At 71.5% G+C, this 19,045-nt stretch carries 17 protein-coding genes and 1 pseudogene; 7 read left to right on the forward strand and 11 right to left on the reverse strand.

The features are described 5' to 3' along the window. Positions 1-243 precede the first annotated feature (243 nt). A complete protein-coding gene (locus ABD297_RS08020) occupies positions 244-954 on the forward strand; it encodes a hypothetical protein (protein WP_344254340.1) in 711 nt (236 codons plus the stop codon). 406 nt (positions 955-1,360) lie between these two features. Here ABD297_RS08020 and ABD297_RS08025 read toward each other — a convergent pair whose 3' ends face one another. Beyond that, a complete protein-coding gene (locus ABD297_RS08025) occupies positions 1,361-1,963 on the reverse strand; it encodes a phosphatase PAP2 family protein (RefSeq protein WP_344254341.1) in 603 nt (200 codons plus the stop codon). A 204-nt stretch (positions 1,964-2,167) separates the two neighbouring features. Beyond that, complete coding sequence (locus ABD297_RS08030; RefSeq protein WP_344254342.1) at positions 2,168-2,884, reverse strand: response regulator transcription factor; 717 nt, start codon at positions 2,882-2,884, stop codon at positions 2,168-2,170. A gap of 160 nt (positions 2,885-3,044) precedes the next feature. Here ABD297_RS08030 and ABD297_RS08035 point away from each other — a divergent pair, with 160 nt between their 5' ends. Further along, on the forward strand, positions 3,045-3,800 hold the full coding sequence (locus ABD297_RS08035) for a phosphatase PAP2 family protein (protein WP_344254343.1): 756 nt from the start codon (positions 3,045-3,047) through the stop codon (positions 3,798-3,800). Positions 3,801-3,817: 17 nt separating this feature from the next. On the opposite strand, the gene ABD297_RS08040 is transcribed toward ABD297_RS08035, so the two are convergent. The 3 genes and pseudogenes from ABD297_RS08040 to ABD297_RS08050 form a co-directional block, all read right to left on the reverse strand. Beyond that, a complete protein-coding gene (locus ABD297_RS08040; RefSeq protein ID WP_344254344.1) occupies positions 3,818-5,206 on the reverse strand; it encodes a sensor histidine kinase in 1,389 nt (462 codons plus the stop codon). 81 nt (positions 5,207-5,287) lie between these two features. After that, a complete protein-coding gene (locus tag ABD297_RS08045) occupies positions 5,288-5,800 on the reverse strand; it encodes a DUF305 domain-containing protein (RefSeq protein WP_344254345.1) in 513 nt (170 codons plus the stop codon). 347 nt (positions 5,801-6,147) lie between these two features. Next, positions 6,148-7,717 (reverse strand): annotated as a pseudogene (locus tag ABD297_RS08050) (multicopper oxidase family protein). Positions 7,718-7,890: 173 nt separating this feature from the next. Between ABD297_RS08050 and ABD297_RS08055 the strand changes: the two are divergent. Then, positions 7,891-9,066 carry a sensor histidine kinase gene (locus ABD297_RS08055; protein ID WP_344254346.1) on the forward strand — a complete coding sequence of 392 codons (1,176 nt, stop codon included), beginning with the start codon at positions 7,891-7,893 and terminating at the stop codon, positions 9,064-9,066. A gap of 22 nt (positions 9,067-9,088) precedes the next feature. Here the strand turns inward: ABD297_RS08055 and ABD297_RS08060 are convergent, their stop codons facing one another. Then, the gene (locus tag ABD297_RS08060) at positions 9,089-9,472 is read right to left on the reverse strand and encodes an SHOCT domain-containing protein (protein WP_344254347.1); all 384 of its coding nucleotides are present in this window, start codon (positions 9,470-9,472) and stop codon (positions 9,089-9,091) included. A 120-nt stretch (positions 9,473-9,592) separates the two neighbouring features. Here ABD297_RS08060 and ABD297_RS08065 point away from each other — a divergent pair, with 120 nt between their 5' ends. Then, positions 9,593-10,309, forward strand: a complete 717-nt coding sequence (locus ABD297_RS08065; protein ID WP_344254348.1) for a response regulator transcription factor — start codon at positions 9,593-9,595, stop codon at positions 10,307-10,309. Between the two features lie 102 nt (positions 10,310-10,411). Then, positions 10,412-12,838, forward strand: coding sequence for a heavy metal translocating P-type ATPase (locus ABD297_RS08070; protein ID WP_344254349.1), 2,427 nt, complete (start codon positions 10,412-10,414; stop codon positions 12,836-12,838). Between the two features lie 54 nt (positions 12,839-12,892). Here ABD297_RS08070 and ABD297_RS08075 read toward each other — a convergent pair whose 3' ends face one another. From ABD297_RS08075 to ABD297_RS08085, 3 genes are all read right to left on the reverse strand, one after another. Next, positions 12,893-13,819, reverse strand: coding sequence for a cation diffusion facilitator family transporter (locus ABD297_RS08075; protein WP_344254350.1), 927 nt, complete (start codon positions 13,817-13,819; stop codon positions 12,893-12,895). After that, the gene (locus ABD297_RS08080; protein ID WP_344254351.1) at positions 13,816-14,289 is read right to left on the reverse strand and encodes an ArsR/SmtB family transcription factor; all 474 of its coding nucleotides are present in this window, start codon (positions 14,287-14,289) and stop codon (positions 13,816-13,818) included. Before ABD297_RS08080 ends, ABD297_RS08075 begins: the two co-directional genes overlap by 4 nt. Positions 14,290-14,410: 121 nt before the next feature. Further along, positions 14,411-15,415: a polysaccharide deacetylase family protein gene (locus tag ABD297_RS08085; RefSeq protein WP_344254353.1), complete on the reverse strand. Its 1,005-nt coding sequence runs from the start codon at positions 15,413-15,415 to the stop codon at positions 14,411-14,413. Positions 15,416-15,562: 147 nt separating this feature from the next. On the opposite strand from ABD297_RS08085, the gene ABD297_RS08090 reads away from it, so the two are divergent. Both ABD297_RS08090 and ABD297_RS08095 read left to right on the forward strand, forming a co-directional pair. Continuing rightward, complete coding sequence (locus ABD297_RS08090) at positions 15,563-16,948, forward strand: NAD-dependent malic enzyme (RefSeq protein WP_344254355.1); 1,386 nt, start codon at positions 15,563-15,565, stop codon at positions 16,946-16,948. A 212-nt stretch (positions 16,949-17,160) separates the two neighbouring features. Further along, positions 17,161-18,015: an SDR family oxidoreductase gene (locus tag ABD297_RS08095; protein WP_344254356.1), complete on the forward strand. Its 855-nt coding sequence runs from the start codon at positions 17,161-17,163 to the stop codon at positions 18,013-18,015. A 45-nt stretch (positions 18,016-18,060) separates the two neighbouring features. On the opposite strand, the gene ABD297_RS08100 is transcribed toward ABD297_RS08095, so the two are convergent. After that, positions 18,061-18,468 (reverse strand): GlgC family sugar phosphate nucleotidyltransferase, encoded by a 408-nt coding sequence (locus tag ABD297_RS08100; RefSeq protein WP_344254357.1) that lies wholly within the window; start codon positions 18,466-18,468, stop codon positions 18,061-18,063. A gap of 283 nt (positions 18,469-18,751) precedes the next feature. Then, on the reverse strand, positions 18,752-19,003 hold the full coding sequence (locus ABD297_RS08105) for a DUF4242 domain-containing protein (protein WP_344254358.1): 252 nt from the start codon (positions 19,001-19,003) through the stop codon (positions 18,752-18,754). Positions 19,004-19,045: the final 42 nt, after the last annotated feature.

Raw genomic sequence — 19,045 nt, forward strand, 5'->3', positions numbered from 1 at the left:
ACCGTTCATCGGTGCCGCCCCACGTGTCTTCCGCATCGGGGATGACGGTCAGTCCGCCCCGACGATCGCCGAAGCGAGCCGGGCATTCTTCTCAAAACGGCTCCGCGACAGCTGGGCGCCTCCTACGATCCGGGTGAACCCCAGCGCCGATCCCCTCACCGCGCCGCGAGGGTCCGGCTGATCGTTCAGACAGCCGGGACACCGTCGACGTCGTCCCTGACGTCGCACCAGCTGGGAGTCACTTTGAACCAGGTCCGAATCGCCGCGTCGTTCGCCACGTCCGTCGCACTTCTCGCCGTCATGTCCGGCACGGCCAGTGCCGCCACGGGGGGCAACCCGGCCTCCGCGGTCCCGGCCGGCTGCTCCTTCTCACGGGGCATCACCACGTGTACGACGACGACGAGCACGGTGGGGACCCCGATCGTCACCGTCACACCGGCTCCCGCGACGTTCACGTCGACATCCGGACCGGCCTACGACCTCGAGTACGCAGTGAACATCGCGGGCGCCTGCACCCCGGGTGCGCCAGTCCTGACTGCCTGGACGACGACCACGACCACACCCTCGAGCGTGACCACGACCACGACCGCGCACCACGGCGCCCCCGGCAGCCACGGCGAGGAGCTCCCGACCCAGACCAGCACCGTCTCTGGGCCCACGACCACCACGATCAGCACGACGCAGCCCCCTTCGCCCGGCACCATCACCCTCGCCGGCACCACCGCCACCGCGGTCTTCACGGGGCTGCGAGCCAACGCCCTCTACGGCGTCGGCGTCCGTTGCGCCGGCCACGCGGTCGCCTTCTGGACTGACGCGACCGGGGCCGCCACCGTCACCCTTGACCTCAGCCCGTTCACCGGCCAGCAGATCCAGCTCGAGATGTTCGCCGAGCCGAACGACTACTTCGGTCCCGACTATGCCGTGATCGCCCCGCTCACCCCGAGCGCCCCCTGACTGATTCGTGTCCGGCAGCACGGACGTACACCGACGGACTTCGCGCATGCGGCAGCTCCGAGGCCCAGAATGTCACGTGACTGTCGAACGGACATGGTGTGACCGATGACAGCTGACTCGTCGGTCGGCGGATGTCACGAACAGCTCTGCGACGAGTGACGTCCGGTTGGTCGGCAGTGCCACTGACCTGGCCAGCGTGACCCTGAGCTAGCGCGAAGGCCCCGGTTTCCTCGAGGAAACCGGGGCCTTCGGCGTGGACGCCACGTGGGCGATGCAACGGCTGCCGCACTCGCTCGTGGTTCGGGTGGATGCGGGCAGGCTTCATCGAAGCAGACGGGCTTTCTGCCCTGCCATGCCCTGCGGCGGGAGCGTCGTCGAGCTGGTCGACGACGCGCCCGCACGACCGTCAGATGCCGGGCCGGGGCTCGCACCAGGCCCGGACGGGCGAGAGGTGGCGCACCCGCGAGACTGCGAGCGCGAGCGGCTTGCGCAGGACGAGCCAGCCGACGCCCGCCACCCCCGCGCCGAGGACCAGGCCCGCAAGGACGTCCATGGGGTAGTGGGCGCCGACGTACACGCGAGTGGCCGCCATCAGCAGCGCCAAGGCCGCGGCGATGATGCCGAGTCGTCGCGAGGCGATGAGCAGCCCGACAGCGCAGGCGCCGGCCATGACGGAGTGGTCGGACGGGAAGGACCAGTCGGTGCTGCGCGCGACGAGCACGAGGATGCCCGGATGGGTCTGGTAGGGCCGGGGCTCGGCCACCATCGACACGACGGGCTGGTTGACCCCGACGGCCAAGACGGTGGCGATGCCGGCCCACAGGGCAGCCGCGAGCCGCCCGTGATCTGCGTGGCGGGCCTGCCAGACGCCGACCAGGACCAGGACGCCGAAGAGGGCGACGCCGTACTCGGCGTAGCCCGAGGCGAGGCCGTGCAGCCACGGGGTGTGCCGGGCCAGGTCGTTGACCTGGCTGAAGAGGTTCTGGTTGGCGTCGGCGGGTGCAGTCACCGGTGTCCTTCTCGAGAGCAGGGGCAGGAGACGACCACTCGGGCACGGGTTCGTGCCCGGGTCGTCTGGTGGGCCACACGAGAATGCCCCCCGCGGCCTGAACCGATGCTGAACGACGCCGGGGTCCCACCACCCGAGGCACGAGCATCGACCTCTCCAGCCTGCGGTGTCCCGCCCCAGGAGAGGGTGACGACCCCGTCGAGGTCAGGCGTCGTTGCCGCCGGTGCCGCCGGTGCCGCCGTTGCCGGCGGTGACGGCGCGCAGGCGGTACCCCCGGCCGCGGACCGTCTCGAGCGACTCGGTCCCGAACGGGGCGTCGATCTTCTTGCGCAGGTGACCGACGTAGACCTCGACGATGTTGTCGCCGCCCTCGTAGGTCGGGTCCCAGACGTTGTCGAGGATCTGGGCCTTGGAGACGACGTCCCCGACGTGGCGCACGAGGAAGTGCAGGATCGCGAACTCGCGCGCGGTCAGCTGCAGCACCGTGCCGGCGCGCGTGGCCACGTGGCGGGCGGGGTCCACGTCGAGGTCGCCGGCTGTCAGCGTCACCGGTCGCTCCGGGGCGCCTCGGCGCACGAGGGCGCGCAGTCGCGCCACGAGGACCGGCAAGCTGAAGGGCTTGGACAGGTAGTCGTCGGCGCCGAGGTCGAAGGCGTCGGTCTGGTCGTACTCGCCGTCCTTGGCCGTCAGCATCAGAACGGGTGTCCACACCTGCTGGGTGCGCAGGTTGCGCAGCACGTCGTAGCCGTTGCGGCCCGGGAGCATGATGTCGAGGACGACCACGTCGTAGGGGTTCTCGGTTGCCAGCCACTGTCCGGTGACCCCGTCATGGGTCACGTCCACGACGAAGCCCTCGGCGGTCAGCGCCTGCTTGAGCGCTCCGGCGATGTTCACCTCGTCCTCGACGAGCAGCACGCGCATCGGTATGGCACCTCCTTCAGGCGGCACAGTAGCCCGCGAACCCGAGCCAGGACGGACGTGCCGTTCAGCAAGGCTTCAGCAGGGGCCCGCGATCGTGGGTGGTTCATCCGCGCGTGGTTGCACGTGGCGGGTACCGAGCACGTGATCGAAGGAGCACCAGATGTCGTCACGACCGTGGGCTGCCGAGCCCCCGTCGTCGCCGCGCCGGCGTGATGCCGCCCGATGGGCATGGGCGGGGGCCGCCCTGGTCCTGGTGGCCGTGCCCTTCGCGCTGCTCCTCCTGCTCGTCGAGGACCACTTCGGTCCCATGCTGGCAGCGGACCAGGGCGCCCGGGACAGCCTGCATCGCTTCGGGCTGACCCGTCCGCTCTTCGTCGAGGTCATGCGGGTGCTCAGCGACTCGGGGTCGGCGCTGGCGTGGCAGGTCGTCATCGGTGCCTGCGTCGTGTGGCTCCTCTGGCGTCGCCTCTGGCGGCTCGCCATCTTCACCGCGGTGACCGTCGCCGGCTCCTCGCTGCTCAACAGCGCCGTCAAGGCCCTGGTGCACCGGACCCGACCCGTGGTCGACCACCCGTTCGTCCACGAGGCCGGGGCCAGCTTCCCGAGCGGGCACGCCCAGGCGGCGATCGTGGGCTACGGCGTCCTGCTGCTGGTCTTCCTTCCGGTGCTGCCCGTCAGGTGGCGACGTCCCGTCGTGGCGGTGGCGGCGCTTGTCGTCGTGGGGATCGGCTTCTCCCGGGTGGCCCTCGCCGCCCACTACGTCTCCGACGTGGTCGGCGGGTTCGTCCTGGGTGCAGCGTGGCTCGCGGCTCTGACGGCGCTCTTCAGCGCCTGGAGGCTCCAGCGGGGCAGGGCGCCCGTCTCGCCGCGGGAGGGTCTCGCGCCGGAGGATGCCCCCCGCCTCGACCCGACGTGACCTGACAGCACGCCGCGTCAGGCCGGTGCCGGCAGCCGGACCTCGAAACGGCACCACCCGTCCGGGGCGACGTCCGTCCTGACGGACCCGCCATGGGCCTCCGCCAGAGCCTTCACGATGGACAGGCCCAGGCCACTTCCGCCGGTGTCCCGGTCCCGGGACTCCTGGAGGCGGATGAAGCGGTCGAAGATCGCCTCACGCCGATCGGCCGGCACCACGTCGCCGTCGTTGTCGACCGTGACGACGACACTGGCATCGGGTCCCGGCCCGCACTCCAGCCGGATGGAGCTGCGGGCGTGCCGCGACGCGTTGTCGACGAGGTTGCGCACGACCTGGGCGAGCCGGTCCGGGTCTCCGCTGACGCGGGCGGCATGGATGTCGCCGGTGACGGTGAGCGCGCTCGTCGCCCGAAGGTGTCGGATCTCCTCGATCAGCAGGTCGTCGAGGTCGACGTCCTTGTGCTGCAGCACGATCCCCTGGTCGTCCGCCTTGGCGAGGGTGAGCAGGTCCTCGACGAGGCGCTGCATGCGCAGGGCCTCGCCGCTCACGACCGCGGTGCCCGCCGCGTCGATCCCGTGAGGTGAGCTCTCGCTGATGACACGGATGGCGGTCAGCGGGCTGCGCAGCTCGTGCGAGGCGTTGCTGACGAAGGCGCGTTGCGCAGCGTCGGCGCGCTGCAAGCGGTCCAGCATCTCGTTCATCGTCTGGGCCAAAAGGGTGATCTCGTCACCGCCCGGGGGGACAGGCACGCGCACCGGGGATCGGGTCGCGCCGATCTCCGAGACGGAGGCCCTGATCCGCTCGACGCGTCCCAGGGCGCTGCTCAGCACCCGGTTGATCAACCAGAGCAGGCCCGCGAGCAGCAGCAGTGCGAGCACGCCGAGCGCCGTGGTCGCCCCCTCGATGAGCAGCGACTCGGTCTGCAGCGGGGTCGCCACGAGCAGGGTCGTCCCAGTCCCGACGGGGGCACCCTCGGAGCCGGTGCCGAGTCCGCGCCCGACGACGACGTATGCCTCGTGCTCGTTCGTCGGTATGCCGTCGACGCGCGTGCTCACCACCTGACCCGGGGCTGGGTGCAGGTCGGCGAGCGGCTGGTTCGCCGCAGCGACGTCGTTGTACGACAGCACCCGCCCGTCGCTTCCGAGCAGCTGCAGGACGGACCCTCGCGCCGGCACCGAGCGCAGCGTCGAGGCCGGTTCCTTGGCGGCGACGATGATCGAGGCGATCTGGTTCGCCTGCTCCGTCACCGCCGTGGTCGTCGTGTTCCCCACGACGGCCTCGAGCGTCTTCTCGTAGGCACCGAGGGCCACTACGAGGGCGACGGAGGCCGCCGCCGCGGTGACCGCGAGGATGCGGAAGCGCAGCGACCGCACGCGCCACCGGGTCAGCAGGGAAGAGGCCGTCACCTCGACATCGTCTCGCGTGTCGTCACACGCGACATCCTGGGGGCGGACGGCTGAAACACGCCTGAACGCCGTGTGCCGCACTCAGCGCATCAGGTCGACCAGCCGGGTCATGGTGTCGATCTCCTTGGTCTGGCCGTCGATGACCGCCCGGGAGAGCGTCTTGACCTCGGGGAGCCGCCCCTGCTCCAGCTGCGTGCGGGCCATCGCGACGGCGCCCTGATGGTGCTGGATCATCATCTGCAGCCACATCCGGTCGAAGGCCGCGCCGGACGACTGCTCGAGGTCGTGCATCTGCTGGTCGGTCATCATGCCGTCCATCTCCATGCCGCCCATGTCGTGGCCGCTGGGCATCGGGGCGCTGCCCCACGAGGTGAGCCATCCCGTCATCGTCCTGATCTCGGGGTCCTGGGCGTCCTTGATCTGCGCGGCAAGCTGCTTGACGCGCGGGTCCGTCGCCTGGGCCAGGGCGAGGTCGGCCATGGCGATGGCCTGCTGGTGGTGGGGCACCATGCTCGAGGCGAAGGTGACGTCGGCCTGGTTCTGTCCGGCCGTGCCGTCGGAGGAGGCCGTGGAGCCGGACGTGCTTCCCTGCAAGGCCGTCGGCGCTCCTCCCATCCCGTGCCCGGAGTCGTGTGACGCGCCGGGCGTCCCTGAGCTGCAGGCACCTACGGCAAGGGTGGTGGCCAGGGCGGCTGCTGCGGCAAGGGTTCGGAGGGTGCGGTTCATCGGGTTCCTTCCTCGTTGGGTCACGCGGGGCGCGGTGTCGGGACGCGCGCTCTGGTTCCACGCGGGGAGCGGTGTGTGGCTGGCGGTGGTCGAAGGCGTCGCCGTCGAGGGCGTCGCAGGCGGCTCAGCGGGGGTGGGCGTCCGTGGTCCCGCCACCCGGCGACCAGCTCGGGGCAGGGTGCGTCCACATCCAGCGGCTGGGCCGGCCGTCGCACTCACGCATACCGGAGCTCGATCATCATCCCGGACTCGGCGTGGTAGATGTTGTGGCAGTGGAGCATCCATCGACCGAGGTTGTCAGCCTCCAGGTCCAGCGAGAGACGCTCCATCGGTCGCAGCACGACGGTGTCCTTGCGCACCCCGCTGTCCGCGAGCGCGAAGGTGTGGCCGTGCACGTGCAGCGGGTGCATCATCATCGTCCGGTTCGACACGTCGAGCCGTACGCGCTCGCCCTCCGCCACCATCACGGGGGCGTTGCTGCCGTAGGGGGCGCCGTTGATGCCCCATGCGTACGGCGCCATCTGCCCGTCGAAGGTCAGCGGGGTGCTGCGGTCCGGGGTGCGCGCCGGCAGGCGGGCGTCGTCGACCGGAGTCAGGTCGTGCACCATGAGCACCCGGCCGCTCAGCTGGGGAGGTCGAACGCTCGGAGGCGGCGGGGAGCCGGACCCGGTGCGCAGCAGCGCCATCGCCTGGCCCGCGGCCGGACCGGCCATCGGCTGCTTCGCGAGCGGCACCGCGAGGAACGGGAAGACCCCGTCCTTGGCGGTGACCGTGACGTCGTAGCGCTCGCCCATCCCGACGTAGAGCCCGTCCGCGCTCGTCGGCCTGACGGCATACCCGTCGGCGTGGGTCACGGTCATCTCGTGGCCGCCGAGGGCGACGGTGAAGAACGTGTCCGAGGCGGCGTTGATGATCCGCAGCCGGATGCGGTCGCCGGGCTTGGCAGTGAACGTCTCGGGCGACGTGGAGATCCGCCCGTTGACGAGGATGTACGGGTAGGCGATGTCACCGCCGTCCCCACCCATCGAGCCGCCCATGCCGGAGCCGCTTACGCCTGAGTGGTCCATGCCGCCCATGCCGCCCATGCCGCCCATGCCGCCCGTGCCCCCGGTGTCGGTGCCTTTCGGCGACGTGGCGCCCTGCAGCTGCGCCAGCACCTGGTCGGGCCGTGCGGCCCGTCCCGTCGAGCCAGTCGTCCAGCACGAGCAACCACTCGTGGTCGTACGCCCCGGGTTCGTGGGGGTCGTCGATGACGAGCGGCCCGTAGAGGCCCCGGTCGAGCTGCACCCCGACGTGCGGGTGGAAGAAGTAGGTGCCCGGGTCGGGGGCGGTGAACTCGTAGTCGTAGTCCGCCCCCGGCGCGATCGGCGCCTGGGTCAGCCCGGGGACGCCGTCGGCGACGTTGCGCAGCCGTATGCCGTGCCAGTGCACGCTCGTGGGGTCGGGCAGGCGGTTGCGCACGTGGACACGCAGCAGGTCCCCGGCGGTCGCCCGGAGCGCGGTGCCGGCGATCTGGTCGCCGTAGGCCCACGTCCTGACCGTCACGCCTCCGAGGTCAGCGGTGACCGGCCGAGGCTCGAGCGTGAAGGCCCGGACCCGCTGACCCGTCGTGGGAGAGAGCGTCGACGAGGGCGGAACCGCTGTGCGGGTGCCGAGCACCGTCGGGCTCGACGTCCCGGGCTGGGCCGTCGTGCACGCGGCCACGGCGGCCGTGCCTGCCAGGCCGAGCCCTCCGAGGAGCAGGGTGCGGCGTCTCAGCGGGCCTCGGTCGGTGTGACTGTCCATCGGTCCTTCCTGGGTCGAGCGCGAGCTGGGTACGACGGTCCGACGCCGTCGGGGTGCCGTCTGCTGTCGAGCATGCGACGCCGGTGTACAGGTCGGACTGGCTTTTCCTGAAGGTTTGGTCAAGATCGCCGCCGCGCCACCTGCGCACCGTGTGTCCCGGCGAGACTGGCGGCATGAGTGCTGCTCGCCGCCCCCGCGTCTCGTCGTCCCGTGGAGGTGGCAGCGGTGCTGACGGCACACGCGAGCCTGCAGGTCGACCCCTGGCGACCCGTCTGCTGCTGGCCCAGGGTGCCGTCGTGGCCGCGGGCATCGTCACCGCCAGCGTCGTCGCTGCGGTCACCGGGCCGCCCATCTTCCACGAGCACCTCCTGCAGGCAGCGTCGACCGCCGGCGGCAGCGAGATGATGCACGTCGAGGAGGCGTTCAGGGACGCCAGCCTGATCTCCCTCGGAGTGGCGCTCGTCATCGCGCTGGTCTGCGCGCTGGTGGTGACGTACTACGTCAACGGCCGCCTGCAACGACCCCTGGCCAGCCTCACCGAGGCCGCCGACGAGATGGGCCGGGGCCACTACGAGGCGCGGGCCGAGGTGGACGGCGCGGGACCCGAGCTCACGAGCCTCGCCAACGCCTTCAACTCCATGGCGGCCCAGCTGGGCGCGACGGAGGACACCCGTCGCCGCCTGCTCAGCGACGTCGCCCACGAGATGCGCACCCCGGTGGCGACGCTCGGTGCCTACCTCGACGGGCTCGAGGACGGGGTCACCGACTGGGGGCCGGAGACGGCTCAGCTGTTCCGGGCGCACAACGACCGGCTCGCGCGGCTCTGTGACGACATCGGCATGGTCTCGCGTGCCGAGGAGGGACGCCTCCCCATGGCGCCCGCGCCCGTCCGGGTCGGGGACCTCCTCCACGCGGCGGCGCGTCAGGCCGAGTCGGCGTTCGACGCGAAGGGGGTCGGACTCGAAGCCCGGCCGAGCCCCGCCTGGGACGTCGCCGTCCGGGCCGACCGCGAACGACTCGGGCAGGTCATGTCCAACCTGCTGTCAAACGCGTTACGGCATACGCCGTCGGGAGGGCAGGTGACGGTGACCGCCCGGGCCACCACCCAGGAGGTGCGCGTCGTCGTCGCGGACACGGGGGAGGGACTCACGCCCGAGCAGCTGCCCCACGTCTTCGAGCGCTTCTACCGCGGTGACTCAGCACGGACGCGCGACGACCGTGGCAGTGGCATCGGGTTGACCATCGCCAAAGCCATCGTCGATGCGCACGACGGCGCGATCACCGTCAGCAGCGACGGGCCGGGGCAGGGGGCGCGTTTCGTCGTGACCCTGCCCGTCACGACCAGGTGAGGACACGCTCTGGCTCGCGTCGTCACGAGGCGTGGGGCAGATCGCCTCGCGTCCTGTCCTCGGCAGCATGGCCAGGGTCGGCGACGTCGGTCGCAAGCGAGGGCTGGGACTGCACGAGCGTCCGCCGGATGCGTGCGTACTCGTCGACGTCGATCTCGCCGCGGGCGAGTCGGTCCTGGAGCACGGTGAGTGCGGCGTGGGGTTCTGCGGCAGTCGATCCGGAGATTGACCCTCGGCGGTGCGCCTCGGGGTCGAGCGGCTCCGCGGCCGGGGCCCGCCGCGGGCGGGGCCTTGCGCTGAGCAGCCCGCGGACCGCCATGGCGACGACGACCCAGAAGGCCACCGTGCCGAGTGCCATCACGAGCCACAGGCCCGCGCCCATCCCGAGTCCGGTGTTCCACATCATGGGTCCAGCGTGCGCCTGGGACATCGCGGTTCGACTCTCGCTCCATGAAGATCTGACGAAGAATCTGCGCGCTCGCCACAGGTAGCCGGTGGTCGGCTCGAGCCGGGAGAGACTGTGGCCATGACGACCACAGACAGCTCCGAGGGTGCACGCATCCTCGTGGTCGAGGACGAGACGGACCTGGCGAGGATGGTGGGCGCCTACCTGGAACGAGCCGGGTATGCCGTCGAGCTCGTGCACGACGGCGTCGAGGCCGTCGCGTCGGCTCGAGCCGTCACCCCGGATGCCATGGTGCTGGACCTCGGGCTGCCGAGACTCGACGGGATCGAGGTGTGCCGCCAGGTGCGCACATTCTCCGACTGCTACATCCTCATGCTCACCGCGCGCGACGACGAGGTGGACAAGCTCGTCGGACTCTCGGTGGGTGCCGACGACTACATCACCAAACCGTTCAGCCCCCGCGAGCTCGTCGCCCGGGTGCAGGTCGTCCTGAGGCGACCCCGCAGGGCTGCCGCCGTGTCCGGCGACCACACGCCGCTGCGCCGCTTCGGCGACCTCAGCGTCGACGTCGAGGCGAGGCAGGTCCAGGTGGCGGGTCGTCCGGTAGGGCTCACCCGCACGGAGTTCGACATCCTCGAGGTCCTGACCGACCGGCCACGGCTCGCCTACTCACGCCGTCAGCTCATCGACGAGGTCTGGGACCCCGGCTGGGTCGGGGACGAGCACATCGTCGACGTCCATGTCGCACACCTCCGACGCAAGCTCGGCGACGACTCGTCCCGTCCTCGCTACGTCGACACGGTCAGGGGCGTCGGCTACCGCATGGGCACGGGCTGACCACTCGACCGACCGCCCGCGCCACGGCGTCGGAGGGCCTGGTGGCGTGAGCGCCGTCGGCAACGATCTTGACTTCATACCCCAGGGGGGTACCTTGGAGGTATGGACAGACACAGCGACCACTCGGCATCGTCGACGACATCGCTGGTCAAGGACCCCGTCTGTGGCATGGACGTCGACCCTGCGACCAGCGAGCACCACCTCGAGCTGGACGGACACGAGCACGTCTTCTGCTCCGCCGGCTGCCGCGCCAGGTTCGAGGCCGACCCGAACGCGTTCCTGACGGGCTCGTCCGGCCAGCAGCGTCCGGGACACGACCACTCCCACCACGGCGACCAGGTCGACCACGGCGACCAGGTCGGCCATGGGCATGACGCCCGTCGGGCGGCTGCAGGCGAGCCTGCTCCCGGCGACGTGGCGGAGTGGACCTGTCCCATGCACCCGGAGATCCGACGGCCCGGCCCGGGCAGCTGCCCGATCTGCGGGATGGCGCTCGAACCCGTCATGGTGACGGCCGACAGCGGCCCCAACCCCGAGCTCGCCGACATGACAAGGCGATTCACGGTTGCGGTCGTCCTCAGCATCCCCGTGCTCGTCCTCTCGATGGGGCGCGACCTGATCCCGGCGCTCGCGGACGCCGTCTCCCCGACGGTGGCCAACTGGGCCCAGCTCGTGCTGGCCACGCCGGTCGTGCTGTGGGCGGGCTGGCCGTTCTTCCAGCGCGGGTGGGCCTCGGTGCGAACCATGAAGCTGAACATGTTCACCCTCATCGCGATGGGCACCGGGGTGGCCTGGCTCTTCAGCGTGGTCGCCACCCTCGCGCCCGGGGTCTTCCCCGAGGCCTTCCGTATGGACGGCGCGGTCGCGGTCTACTTCGAGGCCGCTTCCGTGATCACCGCGCTCGTCCTGCTCGGGCAGGTCCTCGAGCTGCGCGCCCGGGAGAGCACGTCCGGCGCGATCCGGGCGCTGCTCGACCTCACCCCCAAGACCGCCCACCGGGTCGACCACGACGGGACCGAGTCCGACGTCACTCTCGACCAGGTGCAGGTGGGCGACCTGCTGCGCGTGCGCCCCGGGGAGTCCATCCCCGTCGACGGCGCCGTGCAGGACGGGCGTTCGACCCTGGACGAGTCGATGGTGACCGGTGAGTCGATGCCGGTCACCAAGACGGCCGGTGACGCTGTCATCGGTGGCACCGTGAACCAGACCGGTTCGCTGGTCGTGCGTGCAGACAAGGTCGGGCGCGACACGATGCTGGCGCGGATCGTGCAGATGGTCGCCGACGCGCAGCGCTCGCGTGCACCCATCCAGCGCCTCGCCGACCGGGTGTCCGCCGTGTTCGTGCCCGCCGTCATCCTGGCCGCGCTCATCGCCTTCGTCGTCTGGGCCACCATGGGACCCGACCCCCGCCTGGCGCACGCCCTCGTCGTCGCCGTCAGCGTCCTGATCATCGCCTGCCCCTGTGCCCTCGGACTGGCCACGCCGGTGTCGATCATGGTCGGCGTGGGCCGTGGTGCCTCGTTGGGGGTGCTCATCAAGAACGCCGAAGCGCTCGAGGTCCTGGAGAAGGTCGACACCCTCGTGGTCGACAAGACGGGCACCCTGACCCAGGGACGTCCGTCCGTCACCCACGTCTCGGCCGCCGCGACGACGGACGAGAAGGAGGTCCTGCGGGTGGCGGCAGCCGTCGAGCGCGTCAGCGAGCACCCGCTCGGCCTGGCGGTCGTGCGCGCCGCCGGCGAGGCCGGTCTGGACGTCCCGGACGTGGAGGACTTCGACGCTCCCGTGGGCAAGGGCGTGACCGGGACGGTCGAGGGACGTCGGGTCCTCGTCGGCAGCAGCGCCTTCCTCGCCGCCCAGGGTGCGGACACGGCCAGCATGGACGCCGAGGCCGACCGGCTGCGCGCCGACGGAGCCAGTGCGGTCTACGTCGCCATCGACGGTGTCGTGGCGGGCGTCCTCGCCATCGCCGACCCCGTCAAGGAGACCACCGCCGAAGCGCTGAAGGCGTTGCGCGCAGAGGGAATCGACGTCGTGATGCTGACCGGCGACAACCGGGTCACGGCACAGGCCGTGGCACGGACGCTGGGCATCGGCCGCGTCGAGGCCGAGGTCCTGCCTGACCACAAGAGCGACGTCGTCCAGGCCCTCCGTGCCGAGGGTCGGGTCGTGGCGATGGCCGGCGACGGCGTGAACGACGCACCCGCGCTGACCGCCGCCGATGTCGGCATCGCGATGAGCACCGGCACCGACGTCGCCATCGAGAGCGCCGGCGTCACCCTCCTCAAGGGCGACCTGACCGGTATCGTCCGCGCCCGGGCCCTGTCGGAGGCCACCATGTCGAACATCCGCCAGAACCTGGTGTTCGCGTTCGTCTACAACGCTGCCGGCATTCCGCTCGCCGCCGGGGTGCTGTACCCGGCGTTCGGCCTGTTGCTGTCCCCGATGATCGCTGCCGCTGCGATGGCGCTGTCGTCGGTCAGCGTCATCGGCAACGCGCTGCGACTGCGCACTCAGCGCCTCAAGTGACGTGGGGGCTCAAGCGCACCGGCGCGGCGCGGCGTCAGTGACCGGTGCCTCGGGTCACCAGGTCGTCTGCGCGCAGGCGCTCGACCCGGCGGGCTCGACCTGGAGGGTGGCGTGCTCGATGCCGAAGCGTTCGCGCATGACGGTCGCGGCCTGCGTGAGGATCGCGCCGGTGTCCGTGGGGTCGCCGCCGGGCCGTGCCGCCGCGCTGACGAGGTGCGCGGTGGCCACGTTCATCCCGGAGGTCAATGTCCACACGTGCAGGTCGTGCACCTCGACCACGCCGACGATCTCGGCGAGGGCCTGCTCGGCCTCGTCCGGGTGCATCCCCGCCGGTGCGTGCTGGCCGAGGACGGCCAGTACCTCGCGCCCGAGCATGACGGCCCGGACCGCGACGAACAGAGCGATGGCCAGGGCCACGACGGTGTCCCACCACGGTTGGCCCGTGGTGCCCACGAGGATCGCGGCGGCGATGACGCCGACCGAGCCGACCGTGTCGGCCAGGACCTCGAGGTAGGCGCCCTTGACGTTGAGGCTCTCGCTCGCGCCCCCGCGCAGCAGGGCGACGCCGACGAGGTTGACGACGAGGCCGAGGGCGCCCACGACGAGCATCGGGCCAGATGCGACCTCGGCTTCCGCGCCGATGCGGCCGACGGCCTCGATGCAGATGTAGACGGCGACGCCGAGCATGAGCAGGACGGCCAGCCCGGAGGCGAAGACCTCGGCCCGGTAGGAGCCGAAGGTCCGGCGCCCCGTCGTGTCCTTGCGGGTCGCGATGCGTGTGGCGACGATGGCCGAGCCGAGTGCCACGACGTCCGCCGCCATGTGGCCGGCGTCGCTGATGAGGGCCAGTGAGCGAGAGCTCAGACCGACCACCAGCTCGACGACGAAGAAGACCGCGACGAGGCCGAAGGCGAGCTGCAGCCTCCAGCGGTGCGCACCCGCCGCGGAGCGGCCGTGGTCGTGGCCGTGCCCGTGGCTCATGCCCGGACCTCCGTGCGCCGGGCGCCGGCGGCCCGGCGAGCAGGCTGGACCCGGCCGACCTCGGCGGCCTGCTCGGACCCGTTCCCCACCGCAGGATCGTGCGTCATGTGCTCACGGGTCAGGTCGAGGAGCATGCGCACGTGGGCGTCGGCGAGCCGGTAGTACATGAGGCGACCGTCGCGACGAGCCGTCACCACCTGCGAGGCGCGCAGCAGACGCAGGGACTGCGACACGGTGGTCTCGGCGACGCCCGTGGAGGCGGCGAGATCGCAGACGCAGAGCTCACCCGCCTCGAGCAGCGCGTAGAGAAGCTTGGCCCGCGTCGGGTCGCCGAGGAGCTTGAAGACCGCAGAGACCCGGACGAGGTCGTGCTCGGGCAGGGCTCGAGATCGGACGTGCCGCACCGTCTCGGGGTGGACGCAGTGGTCGGTGCACCCGTCCATCCCGAGCACATTCTCATCTGAACGCATGATCAGATGTTAGGGGCACCGGTGACGGGCGGCGACACGGTCCACTCCGGCCGGCGGGAGCTGACCAGCCACCGGGTGGCAGCGGACACTCGACGTCGGCCCGGCCGTCCCGGCCGTGAGGTCAGGGCGCGGGGCCGATCACGGCGGCGAGCGTCGCGAACGTGTAGCCGCGAGCCCGCAGCTCACCGATCATGCGGGGGAGCGCGTCGGCGTCGAGGGTGGAGTGGTCCGTCGGGTGGGCGCCGACGTGCATCAGGACGATCTCGCCGGTCCGGGCCGCGGACGTGACGCGGGAGACGACGGTGCTGACGGACTGGCCGCTCGAGGTCCCCTTCCAGCCGAGCGTGTCGACGGTCCAGCGGAAGGGCACGTAGCACTCGGCGTTGACGAGCGAGATGGTTCGAGCGTCGACGGCGCCGAAGGGGAAGCGGAACCACGGGCGGGGGTCCTGGCCTGTCACGGCCTTGATGCGCGTGGCGGCCGAGCGGATCTCGCTCCGGACCCGCGACGACGACAGCGTGGTCAGGTCGGGGTGGGTATAGGTGTGGTTGCCGACGGGGTAGCGCGACGCGATGGCCCGCGCGCTCGCGGGGAAGGCGTCGACGAACTGGCCGGTGAGGAAGAAGCTGGCCGGCACGTGCTGGGCCTCGAGCGTCCGGAGAATGGAGGCGACGCCCTCGTTGCCGCTGCCGGCGTCGAAGGTCAGGGCCACGACCTTGCGATCGGTGCCCAGCGTGGTCAGGTCACGACCCAGCAGTCGCGTGGGGATCGAGCAGGTCGCGGGCGGGACGGTGGTCGTCCTCGTCGGCGTGGCCGTCGGTCGGGCGGTCGGGGTGGATGCCGTGGGCCTCGGCGTCGTGGGGCGTGGCGTGGGGCGTGTCGTGGGGCGTGGCGTGGGGCGTTGAGAGGTCGGCGGGGCAGGACGGGTGCCGGTCGACGTCGGCCGGGTGGTGACCGGACTGCTCGTCGTGGAGGGTGACGCGCCCGACGTCGAGCTGGTGGCGCCCGTGGGTGAGGTGGCCGACGTCGCGGGCGCGGGTCCGCCCGAGCCCTGGCAGGCGCTGAGTGCCAGGGCGAGCGTGGCAGCCGCGGTCAGGAGCCGCAGCCGCGCGGTGCGGCCGGTCATGGTTCCTCCTCCTCCATCCCACGCCATGACGCCGCCCCTGGAGCGCCGATGTGCTCGACGAGACACTCGCGACACCCTGACCTGATCGCGCCTCTCGGGTGGAGGATGGGCCGGTGAGGCACTGCCGCTTCGCACGAGAGGACTGACATGGCCACCCCGAGCCCTGGCTACTCGATCACCGTCCGCGTCGAGGTGCCTGCCGCGGCCAACGCGACCGCGGCCCTCACCACGGCTGTCGCCTCGACGGGTGGTGCACTGACGGCGCTCGACGTCGCCGAGAGCCGCACCGACCGTCTCGTCGTCGACGTCACGTGCGACACCCGTGACGAGGCGCACGGGCACCTCATCACGGACGCGATCGCGGCGATCCCCGGCGCAGTGGTCCACAAGGTCAGCGACCAGACGTTCCTGCTGCACCTCGGCGGCAAGATCGAGGTCAACCCGAAGGTGCCGCTGAAGCACCGTGACGACCTGTCGCGGGCCTACACGCCGGGCGTGGCGCGCATCTGCCGGGCCATCGCGGAGCATCCGGAGGACGCCCGCCGGCTCACGATCAAGCGCAACACCGTCGCCGTCGTCACCGACGGCTCGGCCGTGCTGGGGCTGGGGAACATCGGCCCTCTCGCGGCACTACCGGTCATGGAGGGCAAGGCGGCGCTCTTCAAGCAGTTCGGGGGCGTCGACGCCTGGCCCGTCTGCCTCGACACGCAGGACCCCGACGCCATCGTCGCCACCGTGAGGGCGATCGCTCCGGTCTACGGCGGGATCAACCTCGAGGACATCTCTGCCCCGCGGTGTTTCGAGATCGAGGCCCGGCTGAGGGAGCTGCTGGACATCCCCGTCTTCCACGACGACCAGCACGGCACGGCCATCGTCGTGCTCGCCGCCCTGAAGAACGCGCTCCGGGTGGTCCACAAGTCCATCGACGACGTGCGGATCGTCGTCTCCGGCGTCGGGGCGGCGGGCCACGCGATCATCCGTCTGCTGCTCACCCAGGGAGCCAGGGACATCGTGGCGTGCGGACGCGCGGGTGCGGTCCACAACGGCAACGAGGGGATGGAGCCGTTCCGCCAGTGGATCGCCGACCACACCAACGCCGGTCACGAGAGTGGCAGCCTCAAGGAGGTCCTCGTCGGCGCGGACGTCTTCATCGGTGTCTCGGCGCCGGACCTGCTCACCGGTGACGACGTCGCGACCATGGCGCCCGACGCGATCGTCTTCGCCCTGGCCAACCCCGTCCCCGAGGTGGACCCCATCGCGGCGAGCGAGCACGCCGCCGTCGTCGCGACCGGCCGCTCCGACGCCCCGAACCAGATCAACAACGTCCTCGTCTTCCCCGGCTTCTTCCGCGGGCTGCTCGACGCCCACGTCTCCGACATCACCGACGCCATGATGGTGGCGGCCGCCACCGCGATCGCCGACTCGGTCCAGCCGGAGGAGCTGAACGCGAGCTTCATCATCCCGAGCGTGTTCGATGCCACCGTGGCCCCTGCGGTCGCCGCGGCCGTATGCCGTGTCGCCGGCTCTGCCTAGGCCGCACCGTGCGGACTCGGCAACCGGGCCCACCGGTCGTCCGTGAGCCCGGGCACGGCCGCCGGTGACGGCGCCGCCGGGCAGCAGCGCGCGGTCCCCGGCGGTGATGGACGGCCCGAGCGAACCCCGTGACGACCGCGCGCGCCGGTGGCAACCTGAGAGGGACGCGAGTACCTCCCGCGCCGCACGGGCAGCTCCGGAAGGACAGGGCCATGATCGCGGTCATCGGCGGCACCGGCCGCCTCGGTCGTCTCGTCACCGAACGCCTCGTCGACCAGGGCGAGCAGGTCAGGGTCGTGGCCCGCTCGGCCCCGGACAGGCGCGTTCCGGGGGCGCACTTCGCCGCAGCAGACCTGCGCGACCCGAGCACGCTGCCGCCGGCGCTCGACGGGGCCGATGTCGTCGTCGCCGCGGCGCACGGCATGGACCCGGGCAGGGGCGAGTCGCCGGCCGAGATCGACCGCGACGGGAACGTCGCCCTGATCGACGTCGCCTCGGGCCGCGGAACGGACGTCGTCCTGCTCTCCGTGGTCGGCGCCGCCGCGGACCACCCGCTGGAGCTGTTCCGGATGAAGTGGGCGGCGGAGCAGCACCTGAGGGCCAGCAGCGCGTCGTGGACGATCGTGAGGGCCTCGGCCTTCGCCGAGATGTGGCTGGAGCTGCTGGGGGACTCGGCCAGAGGTGGGAAGGGCCCGCAGGTCTTCGGAGCGGGCGACAACCCGATCAACTTCGTGAGTGTCGACGACGTGGCCGTGGCGGCCGCACGGGCAGCGACCGACCGTTCGTTGCGAGGCCGGACCATCGAGGTCGGGGGTGAGGACCTGACGCTCAACGAGCTGGCCCGCCTCGTTCGCCCGGACCTGCCTCCGCGTCATGTGCCCCGCGCTGCCCTGCGCGTCCTGGGTCAGCTCGCCCGACCCGTACGACCCTCGTTCGCACGGCTGGCCCGGGCGGCCGCGACGATGGACAGCACCGACCTGCGCTTCGAGGCCTCGACCGGCAGGGAGGCCTACCCGTGGCTGCCCGGCACGTCGGTGCGCGAGCTCGCCCAGCGGGGCGGCTCCTGACGTCGGACGTGAGGAGCCGCACCCGGGCAGGACGGCGGCGCGTCGTCAGGCAGCGCGGCGGCGGCTGGAGCCGGCGCGTACCACGGCGCCACTCGGGACGAGCTCGTCGGAGTCGACGCGCGCTCCGTCCCAGACGTGGGTGTCGGAGCCGATCTTCGCTCGTGCACCGATGCGTGCGTCGCGGCCGATGACCGCGCCGGACGCGACGTGCGCGCCGGTCCCGATGGCGGCTCCGGAGTGGATGACGGCGTCGCGCTCGATCCAGGCGCCGTTCGCGACTCGGACGCCGGTACCGACCACGGCGCCGCGGTCGACGTAGGCCGACTCACCGATGTAGGCCGTCGGGTCGACGTGGGCGTGCGACTCCACGAAACCGCCACCGTTGTCGTGGCGGGCGTAGCGCAGCACGGTTCCGTTGTCAGCCTCGAACTCCTCGTACTTCCTTCGCCTCATGGTGCACCCCCTTCGGGTTGGTCGTGGGCACGGTGCCCACGCTCACCTTGCCGGTATCAACATTCAAGTCTGCTTGAAGATTCCGTCGAGGTGGTGACTGGTCACTACCCGCCCAACGCGCCGGACGACCCCCCGGTTCCACAGGCTGGACAACGTTCTGGTCACACGCCGAGCGCACCTCGCGGACGCCACGACCTGCGTCCTGACGGGGTCATGGACGCAGCCGTGTGCCGCCTCCGTCCGGTGGCGGCACACGGCTGCGTGCTTCGGGGCGCTCGGGCGGTCAGACGCCCTCCTGCACCTCGTAGATGGAGTCGGCGACGAGCCCGTGAGCGTCCCGGTGCACGGTGTTCGCGGCCTCGGCGTCGGGCGCCTCGACAAGGCAGAAGATCTGGCCCCTGCGCTCGTCCACCCAGTAGCGCAGGTAGTTGACGCCATGGGGCTCCTGGGTGGCGAGGTCGGCCTGGTGGGCCTGGGCGACGGCGTCCATGGTGACCCCGTCTCCGAGGGTGTGGACGTCCATGAAGAGCGGCATGCTCGTGGTCCTTTCCGGTTGCGAACTGGGATGCTCCAGCGT

Origin of the sequence: Terrabacter carboxydivorans, assembly GCF_039532035.1 — a bacterium.
Classification (GTDB): domain Bacteria; phylum Actinomycetota; class Actinomycetes; order Actinomycetales; family Dermatophilaceae; genus Terrabacter; species Terrabacter carboxydivorans.

Excerpts from the sequence above, each read along its gene's own strand:
- ABD297_RS08030 (WP_344254342.1), bottom strand. The coding sequence starts at position 2,884 with ATGCGCGTGCTGCTCGTCGAGGACGAGGTGAACATCGCCGGAGCGCTC.
- ABD297_RS08035 (WP_344254343.1), top strand. The coding sequence starts at position 3,045 with ATGTCGTCACGACCGTGGGCTGCCGAGCCCCCGTCGTCGCCGCGCCGG.
- ABD297_RS08055 (WP_344254346.1), top strand. The coding sequence starts at position 7,891 with ATGAGTGCTGCTCGCCGCCCCCGCGTCTCGTCGTCCCGTGGAGGTGGC.
- ABD297_RS08060 (WP_344254347.1), bottom strand. The coding sequence starts at position 9,472 with ATGATGTGGAACACCGGACTCGGGATGGGCGCGGGCCTGTGGCTCGTG.
- ABD297_RS08065 (WP_344254348.1), top strand. The coding sequence starts at position 9,593 with ATGACGACCACAGACAGCTCCGAGGGTGCACGCATCCTCGTGGTCGAG.
- ABD297_RS08070 (WP_344254349.1), top strand. The coding sequence starts at position 10,412 with ATGGACAGACACAGCGACCACTCGGCATCGTCGACGACATCGCTGGTC.
- ABD297_RS08075 (WP_344254350.1), bottom strand. The coding sequence starts at position 13,819 with ATGAGCCACGGGCACGGCCACGACCACGGCCGCTCCGCGGCGGGTGCG.
- ABD297_RS08080 (WP_344254351.1), bottom strand. The coding sequence starts at position 14,289 with ATGCGTTCAGATGAGAATGTGCTCGGGATGGACGGGTGCACCGACCAC.
- ABD297_RS08085 (WP_344254353.1), bottom strand. The coding sequence starts at position 15,415 with ATGACCGGCCGCACCGCGCGGCTGCGGCTCCTGACCGCGGCTGCCACG.
- ABD297_RS08090 (WP_344254355.1), top strand. The coding sequence starts at position 15,563 with ATGGCCACCCCGAGCCCTGGCTACTCGATCACCGTCCGCGTCGAGGTG.
- ABD297_RS08095 (WP_344254356.1), top strand. The coding sequence starts at position 17,161 with ATGATCGCGGTCATCGGCGGCACCGGCCGCCTCGGTCGTCTCGTCACC.
- ABD297_RS08100 (WP_344254357.1), bottom strand. The coding sequence starts at position 18,468 with ATGAGGCGAAGGAAGTACGAGGAGTTCGAGGCTGACAACGGAACCGTG.
- ABD297_RS08105 (WP_344254358.1), bottom strand. The coding sequence starts at position 19,003 with ATGCCGCTCTTCATGGACGTCCACACCCTCGGAGACGGGGTCACCATG.